The following is a 19,199-nucleotide window of genomic DNA, read 5'->3' as shown; positions in this document are numbered from 1 at the left end:
CCCGGGGGGGGGGGTGTGCCGGGGGCCCCCCCCCGGGGGGGGCGCCCCGGGGGGGGGGGGGGGGGCCCGCGGGCCCCCCGCCCGGCGGCCCCCCCCCACGGGGACGCCGTGAGGGTTACGGCGCCCCGAAGGTCAGCACCAGCTGCGGGGTGTTCTCCGCCGCCGTGGCCTCACGGGACCACAGCCACAGGGCGTCCGCCCCGGTGCTGGTGAGCGCCACGTCGTAGCCGCCGCCCAGCGCGGGCGAGAGCGCCGAGGTGTCGAGCGCCGCCGAGTAGACCGTCGAGATCTCGGTGGCCCCGCTGAGGGTACCGATCGAGGTCGAGGACAGCGCGGGCCTGGAGTTGAACGTCGTCCCCGCCTCCGTCCAGCTTCCGGTCACCGGCCGTACGGCGAAGTCGTCCGTGCTGCCCGCACTGCTCAGCGTGGTCGTCTTCACCGCGAGCCGCGCGCTCTTGAGCACGGTCCCGGCCGGCGCCGCCGGCAGGTCGAAGCGCAGGTACGTCTCGTACGCCGCGCTGCCGCGCACCGCCAGCGAGGTGGAGGTGCCGTACGTGGTGCTCGGGGCACCGGCGTTGACGTACGTGTCGTCCGTGGCGCGGACGGTCTGCACGCTGTCGGCCGGAGCGGTGGCCAGGGTGTAGTGGCTCTGCACCTGGGCCGGGCTCAGCACCGACGGGTAGATCGCCGTCTCGTCGATCTGTCCGGCGAAGTAGTTGCTGGACGGCTGGTTCGGCCACCCGTTGAGGTTGTCGCCGCCGACGTGCCAGTAACCGCTGTACGACTGGTTGTTGGACTCGGCGAGCGTGCCCGCCTGGGCGCCGTCGACGTACAGGGCCATCCCGGAGGGACCCTGGGTGGCGACGACGTGGTGCCAGGCGCCGTTGTTGTATCCGGCGGAGGTGGTGATGGTGCGGGCCGAGCCCGTCCACACGCCGAAGACCAGCCGGCCGTCGTTGCGCATGTAGACGTGCTTGTCGTAATTACCGCTGGCCCGCGTGGTGTTGTCGCCGAACCCGACGAGCTTGCCGCCGCTGGTCGTGGTCGTCTTGAACCAGGTCTCGATCGAGTACTGGTTCGGCACCGTGGTGCGCTTGTCGCTGTAGACGAGCTGGTCGGTGCCGTTGAACCCGATGGCGGTGGACGGACCGGTCACGGCCGCCGGAGTCTGGCGCAGCGCGGGTCCGCCCACGTGGATGCCGCTCTGGTCGCCGGAGGAGGTGTCGCCGACGAACGGGGTGGCCGACTCGTCATAGCGCCAGTACAGGTTGGCGCCGTCGTCGAGCACCTTCGCCGGGTACTTCTGGGCGGAGGTCGGCACCGTCACCGTGGCCGTCGCGGACAGCGCGGAGGCGTTGCCCGCCCCGTCCGTGGCGGTCACCCGGTAGCTGTAGGTGGAACCGGCGGTGACGTTGGTGTCGGTGAACGAGAGCTGCGGGCGCGACCACTCCACGGAGTCGCCGTCGACCGTGTACACCGGCGTGGAACCGCCGTTGCGGTACACCTTGTACGTCAGCTTGGTGTCGTCCGTGTCGAGGCTGGCCCGCCAGCGCAGGTGCGTCTCGGTCGGCTTGACCGACTCCACGCTGACCGCCGGGACGGTCGGCGCGCCGACGTCCGGGGTCGCCGCGAAGCGCGTGAGGCCCTGGGCCGCGGCGCCGTTCACGGTGGTGAACTCGCCGCCGACCCACATGTACTTGTTGTTCGAGGTCTCCGAGACGACCATGGCACGCGGGCCGATGCCCTCGCCGAGACCGTCGTTGGTGTCCGGGAACCAGCCCAGCTTGTTGGTGCCGGAGGTCGGCTCCGCGAGCAGGTGGTGACGGCGCCCGTCGGGGAACTCCCCGACGCTGGAGCAGTCGTGCGCGTGCGAGGCGCTGTAGACCACGTCCTGGTACGACTTGACGGCCTGGGTGGCGCCGAGGCAGGTGTCGCGCCAGCGCTGGTTCAGGGTGGACAGGTCGAGGGCGATGCGGCCGTCGAAGACACCGCCGCCGGTGCCCTCGTTGCCGGTGTAGAAGCCGGTGGCGTCCGTGTCGAGCGCCTTGACCACCGAGTTGGTCTCGATGAACCCGGGGTAGGTGCGGACGTTGGCGCCCGTGGCGGAGTCGACGACCGCGAGGGCGTGCGAGTTCGCGCCGTTGACGGTGAAGAAGTCACCGCCGAGGATCACGTTGTTGCCGTCCGGGGTGACCGCGACGGCCCGGCCGGGCTGGTCGACGTCGGCCTGGAAGGGCTTGACGGCGCCGCTGGTGGCGTCCACCGCCGCGTACCGCGCGTGCGCGCTGCCGCCGACCGAGGTGAAGTCGCCGCCCAGGTACACGGTGTCGTCGGTGACGGCGAGGGCCCGCACGGTGGCGGAGACGCTCGGGTGGAAGTTCGCCTTGGGCGTGCAGGTGGCGATGTCGATCGCGGCGAGGCTGCTGACCGGCGTGCCGTTGACCGCGCCGAAGTAACCGCCCGCGTACAGCGTCTTCTTGTCCGGTGACACGGCGAGCGCGCGTACGGTCGCGCTGCCGCTGCCGATCGTGAAGGACAGGGTGCAGGATGTCGGACTGCCGGTCGCCGCGTTCAGCGCGACGAAGTTCACCGCGTTCTGCGCGCTGCCGCTGCCCCCCTGGGGCGGACGCACCTGCGAGAAGGTGCCGCCGGCGAAGACCGTGCCGCCCGCCTCCGCCAGCGCCCACACGATGCCGTTGGTCTGCCAGGTCGGCAGGTCGTCGGCGGTGAAGGCGACCGGCGCGGTGAGCGCCACGGCCGGTTGCGGCAGGGCCACCAGGCCCAGGCCTGCCGCTGTGGAAAGGACAAGGGCGGCGCTGAGCCCTCTGGATCTGTGCATGAACCCCCCGGCTTCCGGGCCCGTTCACGGACCCATTGCCTCGGCGTGCCCGGCGGGGTTTCCCCTGATCCGCGCGGGCCGCGTGAACTGTTTGCTCGCGAACCATACGAGTACATGACACGTCATGGAACGCACTTGACTCATCTGGTAGGAAATTTCAAGGTGTTCACGGGAAACCCGTGACTCCCGGCAGTCCCACCGGCCACACACGACCGCCGTGTCACGGGCGGCCGGCCCCTTCCGCGGGTCTGCCGCCTCAGCGGTCGATGCGCACGACGGCGCCCGCGAGTTCCTTCTCCACCTGCTCCACATCGGCGTCGACCATGATCCGGGCCAGCTCCTCGACCAGCACGGTCGGCTTCCAGCCGAGCAGCTCCTGCGCCTTGGACGCGTCGCCGATCAGCGCGTCGACCTCGCTGGGGCGCTCGTACTTGGGGTCGTAGCGCACGTGCTCGTTCCAGTCGAGCCCGGCGTGCGTGAACGCGGTCTCCACGAACTGCCGCACGGTGGCGGGGACTCCGGTGGCCACCACGTAGTCCGTCGGCTCGTCGTGCTGGAGCATCCGCCACATCGCGTCGACGTACTCGGGCGCGTAACCCCAGTCGCGGACCGCGTCGAGGTTGCCGAGGTAGAGACGGTCCTGGAGACCGGCCTTGATACGGGCGACGGCGCGGGTGATCTTCCGGGTCACGAAGGTCTCGCCCCGGCGCGGCGACTCGTGGTTGAACAGGATGCCGTTGACCGCGAACATCCCGTACGCCTCACGGTAGTTGACCGTCGCCCAGTATCCGAAGACCTTCGCGGCGCCGTACGGGCTGCGCGGGTGGAAGGGGGTGTCCTCGTTCTGCGGCGGCGGGGTCGAGCCGAACATCTCCGAGGACGAGGCCTGGTAGATACGGGTCTCCACCCCGCTCGCCCGGATGGCCTCCAGCAGCCGCAGCGCGCCGAGGCCCGTCACGTCACCGGTGTAGAGCGGCGCGTCGAAGGACACCCGCACATGCGACTGGGCGCCCAGGTTGTACACCTCGTCCGGCTGTATCTCGCGCAGCAGGTTCACCAGCGCCACCCCGTCGGAGAGGTCGGCGTGGTGCAGCACGAAGCGCCGCTCCGCCTCCTGGGGGCCCTGGTAGATGTGGTCGATCCGCTCGGTGTTGAAGCTGGACGACCGCCGCACCAGGCCGTGCACCCGGTAGCCCTTCGACAGCAGTAGCTCCGCCAGGTACGAGCCGTCCTGCCCGGTCACGCCGGTGATCAGCGCGGTCTTGGTCATGCGGTGTTCCCCTCCCTGCCGTATCCGCCACACGGACGGATCCGGTCCGTACGCCCGCGGTGCGCGGGTCGCATGTCATGAACTACAGGAAATTTCGGCTGAGTTGCCGGTATGGGCGGCCCGGTCGGGCGACGCCTGGCATGATCCGGCATATGACCGCATCGCTCCTGCCCGAACGCGCCCGTGTCTTCGTCGCCGGCCACCGTGGCCTGGTGGGCTCCGCCGTGGCCCGCCGGCTCGCCGCCGACGGGCACGAGGTGCTCACCCGTACCCGTGCCGAACTGGACCTGCGCGACGCCGCGCGCACCGCGGCCGAACTGGCCGACCTGCGCCCGGACGCCGTGGTGCTCGCCGCCGCGAAGGTCGGCGGGATCATGGCCAACAGCACCCAGCCGGTGCAGTTCCTGGAGGAGAACCTCCAGATCCAGCTCAGCGTGATATCCGGCGCCCACGCCGCCGGAGTGGGCCGTCTGCTCTTCCTCGGGTCCTCGTGCATCTACCCCAAGCACGCCCCCCAGCCGATCAGCGAGGACGCGCTGCTGACCGGACCGCTGGAGCCCACCAACGAGGCCTACGCCCTCGCGAAGATCGCCGGGATCGTCCAGGTGCAGTCCTACCGCCGGCAGTACGGCGCGTCCTTCATCAGCGCCATGCCCACCAACCTCTACGGACCCGGCGACAACTTCGACCTGGAGACCTCGCACGTCCTGCCCGCCCTGATCCGCCGCTTCCACGAGGCCGCGGAAGAGGGGCGCGAGGAGGTCGTCCTGTGGGGCAGCGGCACCCCGCGCCGGGAGTTTCTGCACGTGGACGATCTCGCCGCCGCCTGCGCCCTGCTGCTGCGCTCCTACGACGGCGACGAACCGGTGAACGTCGGCTGCGGCAGCGACCTCACCATCCGCGAACTGGCCGCCACCGTCGCCGAGGTGACCGGCTTCACCGGACGGATCGGCTGGGACACCAGCCGGCCCGACGGCACCCCGCGCAAGCTGCTCGACATCTCCCGGCTCGCGGACCTCGGCTGGAAGCCGGAGATCGCGCTGCGCGACGGCATCGCCGCCACCTACGCCCACTGGCGCGGCGGCCTCGACGGCTGACGGGGCCGGCCGGACGACGGACCCCGGCGCGCGCCGCGCGCCGGGGACGTGTGCTCTCACGGGCGGCCCTCTCAGTACGCCCCGCGGCCGTCGACGACGGCGCGGAAGGTGCGGGCCATGACGTCGACATCGCTGGTGAAGGACCAGTTGTCGACATAGCTGAGATCGAGCTGAACCGTTTCGTCCCAGGACAGGTCCGAGCGTCCGCTGATCTGCCACAGCCCGGTCATGCCCGGCCGTACGCTCAGCCGGCGCCACTCGACGGGCGTGTAGTGCGCCACCTCGTCGGCGAGCGGCGGACGCGGGCCGACCAGGGACATGTCACCCTTGAGGACGTTGACGAGCTGGGGCAGTTCGTCCAGCGAGGTGCGCCGCAGCCAGTGGCCGACCCGGGTGACCCGCGGGTCCCGGCGCATCTTGAACATCAGCCCGTCGTTCTCGTTCTCCTCGGCCAGTTCCGCCTTCAGCCGGTCGGAGCCGACCCGCATGGTGCGGAACTTCCACATCACGAAGGGCCGGCCGGCCCGGCCGATGCGCTCGTGCAGATAGAGCACCGGGCCGCGCGAGGACAGCTTCACCGCGACCGCCACCAGCAGCAGCACCGGCGCGAGCGCCAGCAGCCCCACGAGCGCGGTCGCCCGGTCCAGGACCTCCTTGAGCAGCGGCTGCATGCCCTCGCGGACCGGCGGCGCGACCCGCAGCAGCGACAGCCCGCCGGCCGATCCGGTCTCCAGCCGCTTGACGGAGACCTCCACCAGGCCCGGTGCGACGAACAGTTCGATGCCGGCGTCGTGCAGCCCCCAGGACAGCCGCCGCAGCCGCTCCCCGGAGACCACGGCGCCGGGTACGACGAGCACCAGGTCGGCGCCGAGCCGGTGCACCGCGCTGATCACCAGGTTGGCGTCCTCCGCCGGGGCCTCCGGCGCGGTGGCGGCGAGCCGCTCCACGGTCCTGATCCCCGAGTCGAACGGGCCCGAGCCCACCGGTACGGCACCCACCGCCACGTAGGGATGGTCGGTGCGCGAGGCGAGATGGGCGGTGACGCCGTCGGCCGCGGCCGGTTCGCCCACCACCAGCACCTTGATCACGGCCTGGGCGTTGCGGCGCACGGCGGCGAGATGACGGTGCACCGCCTTGCGGCACAGCAGCGTCAGCAGCAGGGCGGGCAGCAGGGCGAGCAGGCACAAAGGCGCCCGCAGCCTGATCCCGGCCGACGCGTGCACCACCGCCAGCACGCCCAGCAGGATGAACCAGTCGTGCAGCACCGGCAGGGTGCCCCGGCTCTCGCCGATGGTGCGCGCCGCGTACCGTGAGCGGAACAACTGGACGCCCGCCCAGGCGAGTCCGGCCACGATGCCGCTCGGCACGGGCCACGGCTGGCGGGTGGCGGAGAACATCAAGGTGACCGGTACGCCCGCGCCGACCAGATCGGTGATCAGCGACGCGGGAAGATACCAACGGGACTTGCGCCCCATCCAGAGTGAAGAGCGCGCCCGTGAGCGCGCCTTGCGTGATCTGTCGGATTCAGTGGCCTGAACATCCCACATGTACCCCCCCAGGCACATTCAGCAGCACGAGTCGCCGGATGTCGCGAACGCCTATTCGTCGAACATGCGGCACGACGGTGAACAGTACGGCAAACTTGTGTACGCATGTGAGCGTTTACGTGAACGTCACCGAGAAGTGCCGAGCCGTACGAAATGGCGCTTCGCGCACGCCCGTTGACCGCGCCCGGTGACAGACTTCCGAAAACCCGTACGATCACCGAGAGGGCTGGCTACAGTGTGCGCCCGGTGCGGAAGGGGCCGTACCGGCGTGAGGTGGGGGGTACGTGGTGGGGGACAGGAACACGGCCGAGGCCGATGTGACGGGCCGGGACGCAGGGGCGGACCGGGACGCGGCGCTGAGCAGAAGCGGCCCGGATGTATCCGACCGGGTGAACGACACCGGTCGCCCGAATGACCCTGGAGACAAGGGAGTTGACGCCGCCGCGGGCACCGCTCCGGCGCGCCCGAGGCGGCGCGGGAGCCGCACGCGACGGGTGCTCCTCGGGGCGCTCGTGCTGTTCGCGGTGGCCCTGCTGCTGATGGGCGGCGCCGCCTGGTGGGCCGTCGACCACTACACCGGGAAGGTCGACCGGATCTCCGGCGTCTTCCCGAAGGTGCCCGCAGCGGAACAGCCGGCCGCCTCCGCCGGCGGACAGACGTTCCTGCTCGTCGGCGTCGACAGCCGCTCCGACCTGCCGACCACCGGCCGCGACGCCAAGGCCCCCGAGTGGAAGTACGGGGCCCAGCGCAGCGACACGATGATGCTGGTCCACCTCCCGGCCGACCACTCCGGCGCCTACGTCGTCTCGCTGCCCCGGGACGCCTGGGTGGACATCCCCGGACACGGCAAGGCCAAGCTCAACGCCTCCTTCTCGTGGGGCGGGCCGCCGCTGCTCATCGACACCGTCCAGCGGCTGACCAAGGTGCGCGTCGACCACCTCGCCGTCATCGACTGGGACGGCTTCAAGAAGCTCACCGACTCCGTGGGCGGTGTGGACCTCGTCGTGGACGGCGCCAGCCGCCACATGAACGGCACCGAGGCCCTCACCTACGTGCGCGAGCGGCACCACCTCGCCCGCGGCGACTTCGACCGGACGCACCGTCAGCAGTACTTCCTGCGCACGGTGTTGGCGAAGGTCATGCGGCCATCAACCTTCAAGAACCCGGTCAAGGCCGGCAAGGTCCTGGACGACCTCACCGCCGCCGTCAGCGTCGACGACCGGCTCGGCGACGGCGACCTGCGCGACCTGCTCTGGGACAACAAGAAGGTCCGCCCCGGGAACATGGTCTTCATGAACGCCCCCGCCAAGGGCACCGACACCATCTCCGGCCAGTCCGTCGTCCTCCTCGACCAGAAATCCGGCACCGACCTGTGGCGGGCGATGCGCGAGGACGCCCTCGACGTCTACCTCCAGTCCCACGACGTCGACAAACTCGGCGCCACGACGTCCTGACCGCACCGCGATGATCACGCAGGGTCGCCGGTCGTGTGACAGAACGTCACCCAACGGGCGGCCCGTGCAGTAGAGTTCGCCCCCGGTGGCCCATCGGCGTCCGCGGAGGACACCCATGACGGATCAGCCCGCACGTCCCACGCGCCAGCACCGCAGACCGCCCGGCAGGCGGCGGCGCACCGTGCTCGGAGCCCTCTTCGGGCTGCTCCTCATCGGCATCGTCGCCGGCACCGGACTGGCCCTCGACCGGCAGGACAGGACCTCCGCCGCCGATCGGGCCGACGCCACGGCGCTCCCCTTCGACCTGCCGCCCGCCGGCACGCTGCGGGCCGGCCCTCACCTGGTCTTCGCGCACTACTTCACGCCCTACCCGCTCTCCCTCGACAACCAGCCCGCCTCCCGGGACTACTACACCCGCAACTACCTCACCCCCCAGGGCGAACAGGGCAAGCACGCGGCCTACGGCGGACTCCTGCGCGACCGGCCCGAACCGGTCGCCCCCTCCACCGGCGACTGGCAACTCGCCAACCTGGAGAAGGAGGTGAGGACGGCCAGCGCGGCCGGCATCGACGGCTTCACCGTCGACCTCCTCTCCCTGGCCGGCCCCAACCGTCAGCGGGTCGACCTGCTGCTGCGCGCCGCGCACCGCGTCGACCCCGCCTTCCGGATCGTCCTCATGCCGGACATGACGTCCCTGCACACCGATCCGCGCACGCTCGCCGACCAGTTGGCCCAGCTCGCCGCCGCCCCCGCCGCGTACCGCCTGCCGGACGGACGTCTCGTGGTGTCCCCCTTCAAGGCCGAGGCCCAGGACCCGGCCTGGTGGAACCAGGTCACCGACCGGCTGCGCCGGCACGGCATCAACACCGCGCTCGTCCCGGTCTTCCTCGACTTCCGCTCCAACGCCCAGCGCTTCGCGCCGCTCAGCTACGCCTTCTCGTCGTGGGGCAACCGCAGTTACGCCCGGCAGGACAACGTCCCCGGCGACATCCAGCTCGCCCACTCGCTCGGCAAGAAGTGGATGCAGGCCGTGTCCGTGCAGGACGCCCGGCCCAACCAGGGCATCTACGACGAGGCAGGCAACACCGCCACCCTGCGCTCGACCTGGAACCACGCGATCTCCGACGGCGCCGACTGGGTGCAGCTCACCACCTGGAACGACTACTCCGAGGGCAGCCAGTTCGCCCCCTCGCTGCACAACGGCCACACCTACCTGGACATCTCCTCGTACTACCTCACCCGGTTCAAGACCGGCGCCTGGCCGCGGATCGTCCGCGACACCGTGTACGTCACCTCCCGCGTCCAGTTCACCGGCGGCGGTGGCGTCCAGCAGGCCCGGCTGATGCGGCCCCGCGCGGGCACCGCGCCCCCGCGCGACCAGGTGGAGCTGCTCACCTTCCTGACCGCGCCCGCCTCCGTCTCCGCCCGGGTGGGCACCGTCCCGTACGGCTATCAGGCCCCCGTCGGCGTCAACGCCCATACGCTGCCGCTGAGTCCGGGCCGCACCCAGGTCATCGCCCGCCGCGCCGGTGACACCGCGGCGGCCGTCACCACCCGCTACCCGGCCCAACGGACGTCTGCCGTGCAGGACTTGCAGTACTACGGGGTCTCCAGCGGGAGGTGACGTCCGCCTCCTGGGCGGCGGTTCGGCCGGCCGGCGGTTCTCGGGGCGGTAGCGCGGCCCGCGTGCGCGCGGGATGGCGCGGGCCGAGGAAGACGGCGACACCCGTGCCGTCCGGGGACGGACGCGTGGCCTGGGTCCAGCCCGCCCTGGCGGCGGTAGAAGGACGGGGCCCGGCCCGACCGTACGGACGCCAGCAGCCAGGCACGGCCGCCCGGCGCGCCGGCGGTGACCGCGTCCAGCAGGCGGCCCGCGAGACCGGTGCCGCGCTCGGCGGGGCGGACGGCGAGTTCGTCTATCTCCCGGGCCCCGCACAGCCACGCGGCGGTGCGCGCGGCGCCGAGTCCGGCGGCGGCCTGTGGATGGCACCGGCCGGCGGGGAACGGCGCCCCGGTGGTCCAGGCCGTCCCGAACCCGAGCACCTCCCCGTCCCGTACGGCGGTCACGGCGGTGAACCCCGGCCGGCGTACATCTTCCTGCACTCGTCCACCTCTTGCTGTTAGTGTGCAACTGCACATTGATTGCAATTATGGCGGAGGATGTTGAACATGGCGGTGTACACGCTCCCGGAGCTTCCCTACGACTACGCGGCGCTCGAACCGGTCATCAATCCGCAGATCATCGAGCTGCACCACGACAAGCACCACGCGGCGTACGTCAAGGGCGCGAACGACACGCTGGAGCAGCTCGCGGAGGCCCGGGACAAGGAGGCGTGGGGGTCGATCAACGGCCTGGAGAAGAACCTGGCCTTCCACCTCTCCGGGCACATCCTGCACAGCATCTACTGGCACAACATGACCGGCGACGGCGGCGGCGAGCCCCTGGCCGCCGACGGCGTGGGCGACCTCGCGGACGCGATCACCGAGTCGTTCGGCTCCTTCGCCGGCTTCAAGGCGCAGTTGACCAAGGCCGCCGCGACCACCCAGGGCTCCGGCTGGGGCGTCCTCGCCTACGAGCCGCTGAGCGGACGCCTGATCGTCGAGCAGGTCTACGACCACCAGGGCAACGTCGGACAGGGCTCGACCCCGATCCTGGTCTTCGACGCCTGGGAGCACGCCTTCTACCTCCAGTACAAGAACCAGAAGGTCGACTTCATCGAGGCGATGTGGGCCGTCGTCAACTGGCAGGACGTGGCCCGGCGTTACGCGGCGGCCAAGGAGCGCGGCGACAGTCTGCTGCTCGCGCCGTGAGGTCGTAGGCGCGCGACGGGTGCCCCCTGCGCGTGACCGTCTACTCGCCGGGCGCCGGCGAGGGCGAGCGTCACGCGCAGGGGGCTCTCCAGGGTCCGGAGCCCGGACTTCCCGAGAGTGCGGGTGGGGCTCTCCGGGCCGGGGGCGCCCCGGGGGCGGGTGGGCCCTCGGGTGGTGCGGCCCGGCGTCGTGGCGTCACCCGGTTGGCGGAGCCCCCGTGGCGGGCGGGGGAGTGGCGGCGGAGGCTCGAATTCCCCGCTGCTCCCGCACCGGGACGGCCAACGGCCGACAGTACATCGAGGTGGTCGAGCATGAGCCAGGACGCTTCGCAGCCCCCGACCCCGCCGCCGGGTGGCGGCACCGGGTCCCAGCCGAGCGGCGGCGACATGCCGCTGTGGGGAGACCAGTGGTCCGGCGCGGCGCCCGCCGGAGGAGAGTTCGGGCCGCCCCCGTCGGGCGACAGCGCCTGGGCCGCGGGCGGAGTCACCTTCGCCGGTGTCCTCCTGCTGGTCAACGGCTTCCTCAACATCCTCCAGGGCATCTCCGCCCTCGCCAAGGACGATGTGTACACCCGCGTCGACGACTACGTGTACCGCATCAACCTCACCGGCTGGGGCTGGATCCTGCTGATCGTCGGCGTGATCGCGGCGGCCGTCGGCGCGGGCATCCTGAAGGGCGCCGAATGGGCCCGCCTGACGGGTATCGCGCTGGCGGCGGTGAGCATGCTGTTCCACTTCATGTTCCTGCCGTACGCGCCGATCTGGGCGGTCATCATGATCGCGATCGACATCTTCGTGATCTGGGCCCTCGCCACTTACCGGCCGCACTCACAACGGCCACCGTCCGGGCCGCGGTCCTCGCCCCGGTCGCCGCGCCAACCCCAGGCGCGCTGACCTGCCACTCGCTCTGCCCCCGCCCCTGCCCCGTCCCGACGCGAGGGGGCAGGGGCGCGGCGCAGGACGCCGGAACCGAGCGGACGAGCGGCCGAGCGGAACGAGACGTGCCATGGATGACGTGACCGACCGGACACCCGCCGGCCAGCGCGGCGGCGGCGCAGGGGCCTGTCAGCGGTCCGAAGAGCCGGCCGGACAGCCCGCCGGGCGCCGGAACCCGCGTCCGGCGCCCGGCCTCGCGGTCGCGGTCGCTGTCGCGGAGATCGTATGAACGGCGAAGACGGACTGCCCCGCGAAGGCCATGCGAACGGTCCGGGTCGCGGCAGCGGCAAGGGCAATGGCAATGGCAATGGCAATGGCAACGACGACGGTCACGGATATGGATACGGCAGCGGCGCTGCCCGGGAACTCGCCGAACTGCGGGCCAGGGTCGCGGAATTGGAGCGACGCCGGCGCCCGACTGCCCAACGGCACTGGGTGCGCCCGTTCTTCGCGGTCCTCCTGATCCTCGTGGCGGCCGTGCTCACCCCGCTCGGCGCCGTGGCGGCCTGGTCGAGCGACCTGATCGGGGACACCGACCGCTACGTCTCGACCATGAAGCCCCTCGCCTCCGACCCCGACGTCCAGAACGCCGTCGCCGACCGGGTGACCACCGCCGTCATGCAGTACGTCGACATCCGGTCGCTGCTCACCTCCGTCGCCCCCGACGACCGGCCCCGGCTGACCAAGGCCCTGGGGCCGCTGAGCGGGCCGATCACCAGCGGGCTCACCGACTTCGTGCACAGCACGGCGGAGAGGTTCGTCGCCGGCGACGCGTTCGCCACCCTGTGGACCGACCTCAACAGGACGGCCCACGCCTCCGCCAACAAGGCGCTGACCGGAAGCGGCGGCGGAGCCGTCAAACTCACCCACGACGCCGTCGTCATCGACCTCGCCCCCGTCATCGCCCGCGTCAAACAGGCCCTCGTCGACAGGGGACTCGGCCTCGCCGCGAAGATCCCGGAGGTGCACGCCGAGTTCACGGTCATGAACTCCGAATCCATCGGCAAGGCCAAGAAGTTCTACCGGCTCCTCCAGATCGTCGGGTTCTGGCTGCCGGTGCTGACCCTGCTGCTGGCGGCCGGCGGGGTACTCCTCGCCATCCGCAGGCGCCGCGCCCTGGTCACGGCGGCCCTCGCGGTGGCCGCGGGGGCCGCCGTCCTCGGTATCGCGCTGTGGATCTTCCGGGGGATCTACCTCGACAGCCTCCCCTCGGGGGTCTCCCAGCCCGCCGCGGGCTCGGTCTTCGACACCCTCGTGCGCTATCTACGGACGACGGTACGGATGGTGATCACCCTCGGTGTCGTCGTGGCCCTGGCCGCCTGGCTGACCGGCGACGGCCGTGCCGCCACCCGGGTCCTGGCCGCCTGGCGCGGCGGCATCGGCGCCGTACGCGACGCGGTCGGCCTGGATCTGGGCGCCCCCGGCGCCTGGGTGCACCGCACCAAGACCTGGCTCGACTGGACGGTGGTGGCCGTCGCCGCCGCCACCCTTCTCACCTGGCCCTACCCCACCGCCGCCGTCACCGTCTGGACCGCGGTGGTGGCCCTGCTGGTACTGGCCGTGATCGAGTACATGGACAGCGAGGAGGGCCCGCGTCCGGCCGACGCGGCGGGCGGTGCGGGCGACATCGGTTGACGGGCCGGCCGAGGGTGGGCGGAGCCGCGAGAGCCTACGGGGGCCGTCAGCCGGGACGCCAGTACCGTGGACGTGCGCCGGTCGCGAGGCCGTACCCGTATTCCCGGCGCCACGACCCCGTACGCCGTGCGGCACGACCCCGTACTCCGTGCGGCACGACCCCGTACTCCGTGCGGCACGACCCCGTACGCCGTGCGGCACGACCCCGTACTCCGTGCGGCACGACCCCGTACTCCTGGGGCGCTCCCGCTCCTCACGCTCCCGGTACTCGTGCCGGCGCCCGTCCCACACAGCCCGGTCGACCCTCACTCCCTCCCTACACGCTGTACCCCCCGTCCACCCCCAGCGCCTGGCCGGTGATGAAGGACGCGTGGTCCGAGGCCAGGAAGGCGACCGCTTCGGCGATGTCCTGGGCGGTGCCGAAGTGGCGTAGGGGGATGTTGCGGCGGGCGATCTCCAGGGCGTCGGGGGCGAGTTCGCCGGAGGCGATGAGGCGGGCGGCCATGCCGTCGGTCAGCATGCCGGGGGCGACGCAGTTGACGCGGACGCCGTAGCGGCCCTCCTCGGCGGCGAGGGCGCGGGCGACCGCCTCGACGGCGCCCTTGGTGCCCGAGGAGAGCCCGTCGCGGACCGGGAAGCGGCGGGTGGCCACGGTGGTGACCGCGACGACACTGCCTCGGCTCTCCCGCAGCGGCGGCAGCGCGGGGTGCACCAGGTTGAAGAAGGCCCCCGCCTCCGCGTCGAGTTGAGTGCGGTACTGACTCGGTGTGACCCGGCTCAGGTGAACCATCGGCACGTGCGGTCCCGCCGCGTGGACGAGAGTGTGCAGGCCGCCGAGTGCCGCCGTCGACTCGGACACGGCGGCGGCAACCGCCCGCTCTTGCGTCAGGTCGAGCCGCAGCGCGCGGACCCGGCGTCCCAGCCCGGCGATCTCCTCGGCGAGCGCGTCGGCCGCCGAGCCGCTGGAGCGGTAGGTGAACACCACGTCGCTGCCCCGCTCCGCGAGCGTCCGTACGATCGCCGAGCCGATGCCGCCGGTGCCGCCCGCGACGAACGCGACACCCGCGCGCCGCGAGAAATCCGATGTCCGAGCCATCACGGTCTCCCAAGGGTTCGGAGGATGCCGGCCTCTCCGGGCTTTCCGGCCTCTCCGGCTTCTCCGGCCTTTACGGTCTGTCAGCTGCCGGCGCGGTGCCGGGAGACGCGCGTCCGTCAACGGGCGGACGGCGAGCGGGTATTGCAGCACGCGGAGCCGTAGACGAACAGGGGCACGGCGGCGGAAGAGGATGGGCGGGGCGTACGTGAACCGGGTCGCGGACCGTGTCGCTGTTGGGCCGAACGGGTGACCATGCGTAAGAATTGCCCGGTGCAGACTACGAGTGCGAGCCAGGACGGGGTGGATCGATGAACAGCCACGACGTCACCGATGAACAGTGGAGAGGGCTCGCCCAGGTCGTTCCGTTGCGTGGCCGGGACGCCTGGCCCTCCTCGGTCGGCCACCGGTCGATCCCCGAGGCCCCCACCGAGGCGCGGCGCCGCTTCGTGGTCCTGAGGGTCAACGTCTTCGCGGACGCCCGCGATGTGGCCGAGACCCTGATGGCGGGCATCCCGGTCCTCCTTGATCTGACCGGCGCGGAGAGCGAAGTCGCCAAGCGCGTCCTCGACTTCAGTACGGGCGTGGTGTTCGGCCTCGCGAGCGGAATGCACCGCGTCGACCGGAACGTCTTCCTGCTGACCCCGCCCGGAACAGAGGTGCGCGGACTGATGGAGGAAGCGGGGGTCCCCGGGATCTGATCCCGCGCCGAGCGGACGGGCGGGAAGATGGCGGCGGTACGCCGGTGAACGGGCCCCGTTTCCGGACGAATCGGTCCAGGCTGCCGGTGAACCCCTCCTGCAAACCGGTGGATTCGTCCCCCGATCGTAGGAAGGTTCCCCAAGTGGAACGGTTCGTCCGCCGGCGGAGCCCTACCGTCCGCATATGACCCTGTCCACACCGGAAGCGCCCACGGTGGCGCAGGCCCGCCCCGAGCGCCCGGGCCTCACCGAGCTGCGGCTCGCCGCGTTCGCCGCCCACCGTCGCGTCCGGTTCCCGCTCGGACCGCTCACCCTCGTCACCGGCCCGAGCGGGAGCGGCAAGACGGCCGCCCTGCGCGCGTACGAGGCGCTCGCCCGGCTCGGCGGCGGCGCCGAACTCCGGGAGGTGTTCCCGGACCCGGTCGCCTGCGTGCCCGAGCGGGCCCGGCCGGACGCCCAGCAGCGCCGCGGCTTCCGTATCGGCTGCACGGTGGACGGCCCCGAGGGCCCGGTCCGGCTCGACATCGCCGTCCAGGCCGAACCCGAACTGCGCATCGTGGGCGAGCGGTTGACGGCCGGCGGGCAGACCCTGCTGGAGACGGCCCTGCGCGACCCGGGCCGCCCGTCCGTGCAGGCGGCCTGGCACACCGGGGGCTCCTCCGCGGTGACCCGCGGCCCGCTCCCCGACGACCGCCTCGGCACCGCGCTGCTGCCGCTGCGCGTCGCGGGCCGTACCCCGGGGGAGTGCCGGGTCCTCGCCGCCGCCGAGCAGACGGTCCTCGCGCTGCGCTCCGTCTACGCCTGCGAGCCGAGCCCGCACGCCATGCGCCTGCCCGTCCCGCTGGGCACCGGACGGCTCCTGCGGAACTGCGGGAACCTCGCCGACGTCCTGTGGCGCACCCGCTCGGAGTGCGCCCACCGCTACGCCCACCTCGTCGCCGCCGTCCGGGCCGGATGCGCCGGGACCATCACCGACGTCCTCGCCGAGGTGGTCGGCGAAGGCCGGGTGCGCGGGCTCCTCGACCGCGGCGACGGCGTCCGTACGCCCCTGGAACTGCTCGGCGACGGCGAACTGCGCTATCTCGCGCTGGCCCTCGTCCTGTTGACCGGACCCGGCGTCCTGGAGGTCGACCCGGCGGGCGAGGTGCCGGCCGCGCTCCAGTCGCTGACGGTCCTCGCGGACGGCCTCGACCACGGGCTGGACGCGCGGCAGAGCGCCGAACTGCTGCGGCTGGCGGCGCGGATGTGCGAGCGGGGGCACATCCGGCTGGTGGCCGCGCTGAGCGACGGGGCCCGGGCGTTCGGGGCGGCCGGGGTGCCGGGTGCGGGCGTGGCGGGCCTGGGCGGGGCGGCCGGGGTGACGGTGGTAGACCTGACGCCGTGAGTGAACTGGACGTAGCGACGCTGCAACGCCGACTGGCCGACTTCGCGGCCGCCCGCGACTGGCAGCCGTACCACACCCCCAAGAACCTGGTCGCGGCCCTGAGCGTGGAGGCCTCCGAACTCCTGGAGATCTTCCAGTGGTTGACCCCGGAGGAGTCGGCCCGCGTGATGGACGACCCGGACCGGGCGCACCGCGTCCGTGACGAGGTGGCGGACGTCCTCGCGTATCTGCTCCAGTTCTGCGCGGTGCTGGGCGTCGACCCGCTGGCCGCGCTCGACGCGAAGATCGACCGCAACGAGCTGAGGTTCCCCGCGTCCGGCGACTCCTGAGCGAACCGGGGATCGGGGACTCCTGCGGACCGGGGGCGAGGGCTCCTGCGGACCGGGAAGCGGGGGTCCTGCGGACCGGGGATAGGGGACTGCTGGAGACCCGGGGGCGGGGATCGGGGCGTACGGACCGGGACCGTACGGAAGCCGCGCCCGCCCACCCAAGCCGCTCGTCACTCTCCGGAGTCGTTCAGTCGTCAACTCTTCGCTGGTTGTCCACAGATTTCGGGCTTCCTCTGGCTTTTCGTCTCAACCGACTTCACTCTGGGTAGTGAACCAGTGAGTTCGGGCGGACGCGTGCGATCGCGTCGCGACAGACGGGGGCAGCGCATGGAAGCGGTGCGGCTCATCGTGACGAGCAGACGGGCCCTGGCGGAGAGCGGGGACACCCCGGAGGTGATGGCGGAGGCGTGGCAGGCGCATTCCCTGGCCCAGGCGATCGGCAGCCGGTTCGCCGTCTCCGGGCCGCCCGAACTCCGGGGCGAGGCCCTGGGGTTGACCGAACTGGCGGGCCGGGGCTGCGGCATCCTGGGCGCCCCCGCCCTCGGCACCGGCGGCTTACGCGCCGCCCGGCTCACCGAGTTGGGCGACCCGCGCGAGTCGCTCCTGTGCCTCGGCGCCCTCCTGGGCGAGGTCGGCATGGCCCTGGTCGGCGTCGCCTGCGCGGCGGACGACGAGGGCACGTACTGGCAGTGCATGGAAGCGATCGACGCGGCCGACGAGTCCCGCGACCGCGTCCTGGAAATGCTCAGACGTCTCGCGGTCCGGGACGAGAAACGGGTGGTGGAGCGGGGGTCGGCGATGGGGTAGCGGAGGTCCGGTGATTCCCCTTTCCGGCGACCGGGATCGACCCGGCCGCCGGCGGTCCGACCGGAGCGGGGTGCTGCCGCTCGACGGCCGGACCGTGCCGGGGAGTGACCGGGGCCGTTCCGGAGGCTCGGGTCCCCGTGTCTCGGTCCCGTGTCTCGGTCCCTGTGTCTCGGTCCCGTGTCTCGGGTCTGGGTTCCAGGCCGGGGCTCCGGGCCAGTCAGTCGAGGCCCGGCATCACCTCGGTGGCGATCAGCTCCAGGTGGTCCAGGTCGTCCAGATCCAGGATCTGGAGGTACATCCGCTGTGAACCGACCGCCTGGTACCGGCCGATCCGCTCGATCACCTCGGCGGGAGACCCCGCGAGACCGTTGGCCTTCAGCTCGTCCACGTCCCGGCCGATGGCGTCCGCCCGGCGCTTCACCTCACTGTCGGTGCGGCCGACACACGCCACGAGGGCGTTGGAGTAGACGAGTTCGTCGGCCTTGCGGCCGGCCTGCTGCACCGCCGCCCGCACCCGGCCGAACTGCTGCTCGGTGTCCGCGACGGAGGCGAACGGGATGTTGAACTCGTCCGCGTAGCGCGCCGCGAGAGCCGGGGTGCGCTTCGCCCCGTGCCCGCCGATCAGCACGGGCACCTTCGGCTGCGCCGGCTTGGGCAGCGCGGGGGAGTCCTTCAACTGGTAGTAGGTGCCGTCGAAGTCGAACCGTTCGCCGACGGGCGTGTTCCACAGCCCGGTCACGATGGCGAGCTGCTCCTCGAGGCGGCCGAACTTCTCCTTCGGGAACGGGATTCCGTACGCCGCGTGCTCGGCCTCGTACCAGCCCGCGCCCAGGCCGAGTTCCACGCGCCCGCCCGACATCTGGTCGACCTGCGCGACCTGGATGGCGAGGACACCGGGAAGCCGGAACGTGCCCGCCGTCATCAGCGTGCCGAGCCTGATGCGGCTCGTCTCACGGGCGATGCCGGCCAGGGTGATCCAGGCGTCCGAGGGGCCGGGGAGGCCGTCGCCGGAACCCATGTGCAGATAGTGGTCGGAGCGGAAGAAGGCGTCGTAGCGAAGGTCTTCGGCGGCCTTGGCTACGCGGAGCAGCGTGTCGTAGGTCGCGCCCTGCTGCGGTTCTGTGAAGACTCGAAGATCCATGTATCCATCATGCACCGGTCACTTCAGCCGTCCCGCCGCGAACCGCTGTCCCTGTCGTACCGGGTCGGCGCGCGGGCCCGCGCGTCCCGTTTGCCGAAGCGGCAACATCGCTCGCTCCGGGCGGGGCGTTCCACCAGGATCGAAAGCGATCTTGGC

Annotated in this window: 15 protein-coding genes and 1 pseudogene; 10 read left to right on the top strand and 6 right to left on the bottom strand. The window is 71.9% G+C overall.

Going from position 1 to position 19,199, the window contains the following annotated elements; genetic code table 11:
- Positions 1-115: 115 nt before the first annotated feature.
- Both AB0912_RS04105 and gmd read right to left on the bottom strand, forming a co-directional pair.
- Positions 116-2,839, bottom strand: a complete 2,724-nt coding sequence (locus AB0912_RS04105) for a LamG-like jellyroll fold domain-containing protein (protein ID WP_366696378.1) — start codon at positions 2,837-2,839, stop codon at positions 116-118.
- A gap of 256 nt (positions 2,840-3,095) precedes the next feature.
- Entirely contained in the window at positions 3,096-4,109 is a 1,014-nt protein-coding gene (gmd, locus tag AB0912_RS04100) for a GDP-mannose 4,6-dehydratase (protein WP_366696377.1), read from the bottom strand.
- Positions 4,110-4,261: 152 nt separating this feature from the next.
- On the opposite strand from gmd, the gene AB0912_RS04095 reads away from it, so the two are divergent.
- Positions 4,262-5,206, top strand: a complete 945-nt coding sequence (locus AB0912_RS04095; protein WP_366696376.1) for a GDP-L-fucose synthase — start codon at positions 4,262-4,264, stop codon at positions 5,204-5,206.
- Between the two features lie 71 nt (positions 5,207-5,277).
- Here AB0912_RS04095 and AB0912_RS04090 read toward each other — a convergent pair whose 3' ends face one another.
- Positions 5,278-6,681: an exopolysaccharide biosynthesis polyprenyl glycosylphosphotransferase gene (locus AB0912_RS04090; RefSeq protein ID WP_366696375.1), complete on the bottom strand. Its 1,404-nt coding sequence runs from the start codon at positions 6,679-6,681 to the stop codon at positions 5,278-5,280.
- Between the two features lie 566 nt (positions 6,682-7,247).
- Here AB0912_RS04090 and AB0912_RS04085 point away from each other — a divergent pair.
- Both AB0912_RS04085 and AB0912_RS04080 read left to right on the top strand, forming a co-directional pair.
- Positions 7,248-8,207, top strand: coding sequence for an LCP family protein (locus tag AB0912_RS04085; RefSeq protein ID WP_366696374.1), 960 nt, complete (start codon positions 7,248-7,250; stop codon positions 8,205-8,207).
- Positions 8,208-8,322: 115 nt separating this feature from the next.
- Complete coding sequence (locus tag AB0912_RS04080; RefSeq protein ID WP_366696373.1) at positions 8,323-9,831, top strand: endo-1,3-alpha-glucanase family glycosylhydrolase; 1,509 nt, start codon at positions 8,323-8,325, stop codon at positions 9,829-9,831.
- 46 nt (positions 9,832-9,877) lie between these two features.
- Here the strand turns inward: AB0912_RS04080 and AB0912_RS04075 are convergent.
- Positions 9,878-10,313: pseudogene (locus AB0912_RS04075) on the bottom strand (GNAT family N-acetyltransferase); the annotation flags it as partial.
- Positions 10,314-10,376: 63 nt separating this feature from the next.
- Here AB0912_RS04075 and AB0912_RS04070 point away from each other — a divergent pair.
- The 3 genes from AB0912_RS04070 to AB0912_RS04060 all read left to right on the top strand — a co-directional run bounded on the left by AB0912_RS04070 (position 10,377) and on the right by AB0912_RS04060 (position 13,588).
- Entirely contained in the window at positions 10,377-11,018 is a 642-nt protein-coding gene (locus tag AB0912_RS04070; RefSeq protein ID WP_366696372.1) for a superoxide dismutase, read from the top strand.
- Positions 11,019-11,329: 311 nt separating this feature from the next.
- Positions 11,330-11,911: a hypothetical protein gene (locus tag AB0912_RS04065; RefSeq protein WP_366696371.1), complete on the top strand. Its 582-nt coding sequence runs from the start codon at positions 11,330-11,332 to the stop codon at positions 11,909-11,911.
- 267 nt (positions 11,912-12,178) lie between these two features.
- Entirely contained in the window at positions 12,179-13,588 is a 1,410-nt protein-coding gene (locus AB0912_RS04060) for a hypothetical protein (protein WP_366696370.1), read from the top strand.
- Between the two features lie 316 nt (positions 13,589-13,904).
- Here AB0912_RS04060 and AB0912_RS04055 read toward each other — a convergent pair whose 3' ends face one another.
- Positions 13,905-14,684, bottom strand: a complete 780-nt coding sequence (locus AB0912_RS04055; protein ID WP_366696369.1) for an SDR family NAD(P)-dependent oxidoreductase — start codon at positions 14,682-14,684, stop codon at positions 13,905-13,907.
- A gap of 308 nt (positions 14,685-14,992) precedes the next feature.
- Between AB0912_RS04055 and AB0912_RS04050 the strand changes: the two genes are divergently transcribed.
- From AB0912_RS04050 to AB0912_RS04035, 4 genes are all read left to right on the top strand, one after another.
- Positions 14,993-15,382, top strand: coding sequence for a cell division protein SepF (locus AB0912_RS04050; protein ID WP_081219895.1), 390 nt, complete (start codon positions 14,993-14,995; stop codon positions 15,380-15,382).
- A 184-nt stretch (positions 15,383-15,566) separates the two neighbouring features.
- Positions 15,567-16,766, top strand: a complete 1,200-nt coding sequence (locus AB0912_RS04045; RefSeq protein ID WP_366696368.1) for an ATP-binding protein — start codon at positions 15,567-15,569, stop codon at positions 16,764-16,766.
- Positions 16,763-17,095, top strand: coding sequence for a nucleotide pyrophosphohydrolase (locus tag AB0912_RS04040; RefSeq protein WP_366696367.1), 333 nt, complete (start codon positions 16,763-16,765; stop codon positions 17,093-17,095). The genes AB0912_RS04045 and AB0912_RS04040 overlap by 4 nt, the downstream gene beginning before the upstream one ends.
- Positions 17,096-17,422: 327 nt before the next feature.
- A complete protein-coding gene (locus AB0912_RS04035) occupies positions 17,423-17,902 on the top strand; it encodes a DUF6099 family protein (RefSeq protein ID WP_366696366.1) in 480 nt (159 codons plus the stop codon).
- Positions 17,903-18,119: 217 nt separating this feature from the next.
- Here the strand turns inward: AB0912_RS04035 and AB0912_RS04030 are convergent, their stop codons facing one another.
- Entirely contained in the window at positions 18,120-19,043 is a 924-nt protein-coding gene (locus tag AB0912_RS04030; protein WP_366696365.1) for an LLM class F420-dependent oxidoreductase, read from the bottom strand.
- Positions 19,044-19,199 lie beyond the last annotated feature (156 nt).

This window comes from Streptomyces sp. NPDC007084, from assembly GCF_040703595.1.
Classification (GTDB): Bacteria; Actinomycetota; Actinomycetes; order Streptomycetales; family Streptomycetaceae; genus Streptomyces.
This window is presented reverse-complemented; position numbering and strand designations above follow the sequence as displayed.

What these genes read in the sequence shown, in the direction of transcription:
- AB0912_RS04105 (WP_366696378.1), bottom strand. Translation starts at nt 2,839, where the DNA reads ATGCACAGATCCAGAGGGCTCAGCGCCGCCCTTGTCCTTTCCACAGCG.
- gmd (WP_366696377.1), bottom strand. Translation starts at nt 4,109, where the DNA reads ATGACCAAGACCGCGCTGATCACCGGCGTGACCGGGCAGGACGGCTCG.
- AB0912_RS04095 (WP_366696376.1), top strand. Translation starts at nt 4,262, where the DNA reads ATGACCGCATCGCTCCTGCCCGAACGCGCCCGTGTCTTCGTCGCCGGC.
- AB0912_RS04090 (WP_366696375.1), bottom strand. Translation starts at nt 6,681, where the DNA reads ATGGGGCGCAAGTCCCGTTGGTATCTTCCCGCGTCGCTGATCACCGAT.
- AB0912_RS04080 (WP_366696373.1), top strand. Translation starts at nt 8,323, where the DNA reads ATGACGGATCAGCCCGCACGTCCCACGCGCCAGCACCGCAGACCGCCC.
- AB0912_RS04070 (WP_366696372.1), top strand. Translation starts at nt 10,377, where the DNA reads ATGGCGGTGTACACGCTCCCGGAGCTTCCCTACGACTACGCGGCGCTC.
- AB0912_RS04065 (WP_366696371.1), top strand. Translation starts at nt 11,330, where the DNA reads ATGAGCCAGGACGCTTCGCAGCCCCCGACCCCGCCGCCGGGTGGCGGC.
- AB0912_RS04060 (WP_366696370.1), top strand. Translation starts at nt 12,179, where the DNA reads ATGAACGGCGAAGACGGACTGCCCCGCGAAGGCCATGCGAACGGTCCG.
- AB0912_RS04055 (WP_366696369.1), bottom strand. Translation starts at nt 14,684, where the DNA reads ATGGCTCGGACATCGGATTTCTCGCGGCGCGCGGGTGTCGCGTTCGTC.
- AB0912_RS04050 (WP_081219895.1), top strand. Translation starts at nt 14,993, where the DNA reads ATGAACAGCCACGACGTCACCGATGAACAGTGGAGAGGGCTCGCCCAG.
- AB0912_RS04045 (WP_366696368.1), top strand. Translation starts at nt 15,567, where the DNA reads ATGACCCTGTCCACACCGGAAGCGCCCACGGTGGCGCAGGCCCGCCCC.
- AB0912_RS04035 (WP_366696366.1), top strand. Translation starts at nt 17,423, where the DNA reads ATGGAAGCGGTGCGGCTCATCGTGACGAGCAGACGGGCCCTGGCGGAG.
- AB0912_RS04030 (WP_366696365.1), bottom strand. Translation starts at nt 19,043, where the DNA reads ATGGATCTTCGAGTCTTCACAGAACCGCAGCAGGGCGCGACCTACGAC.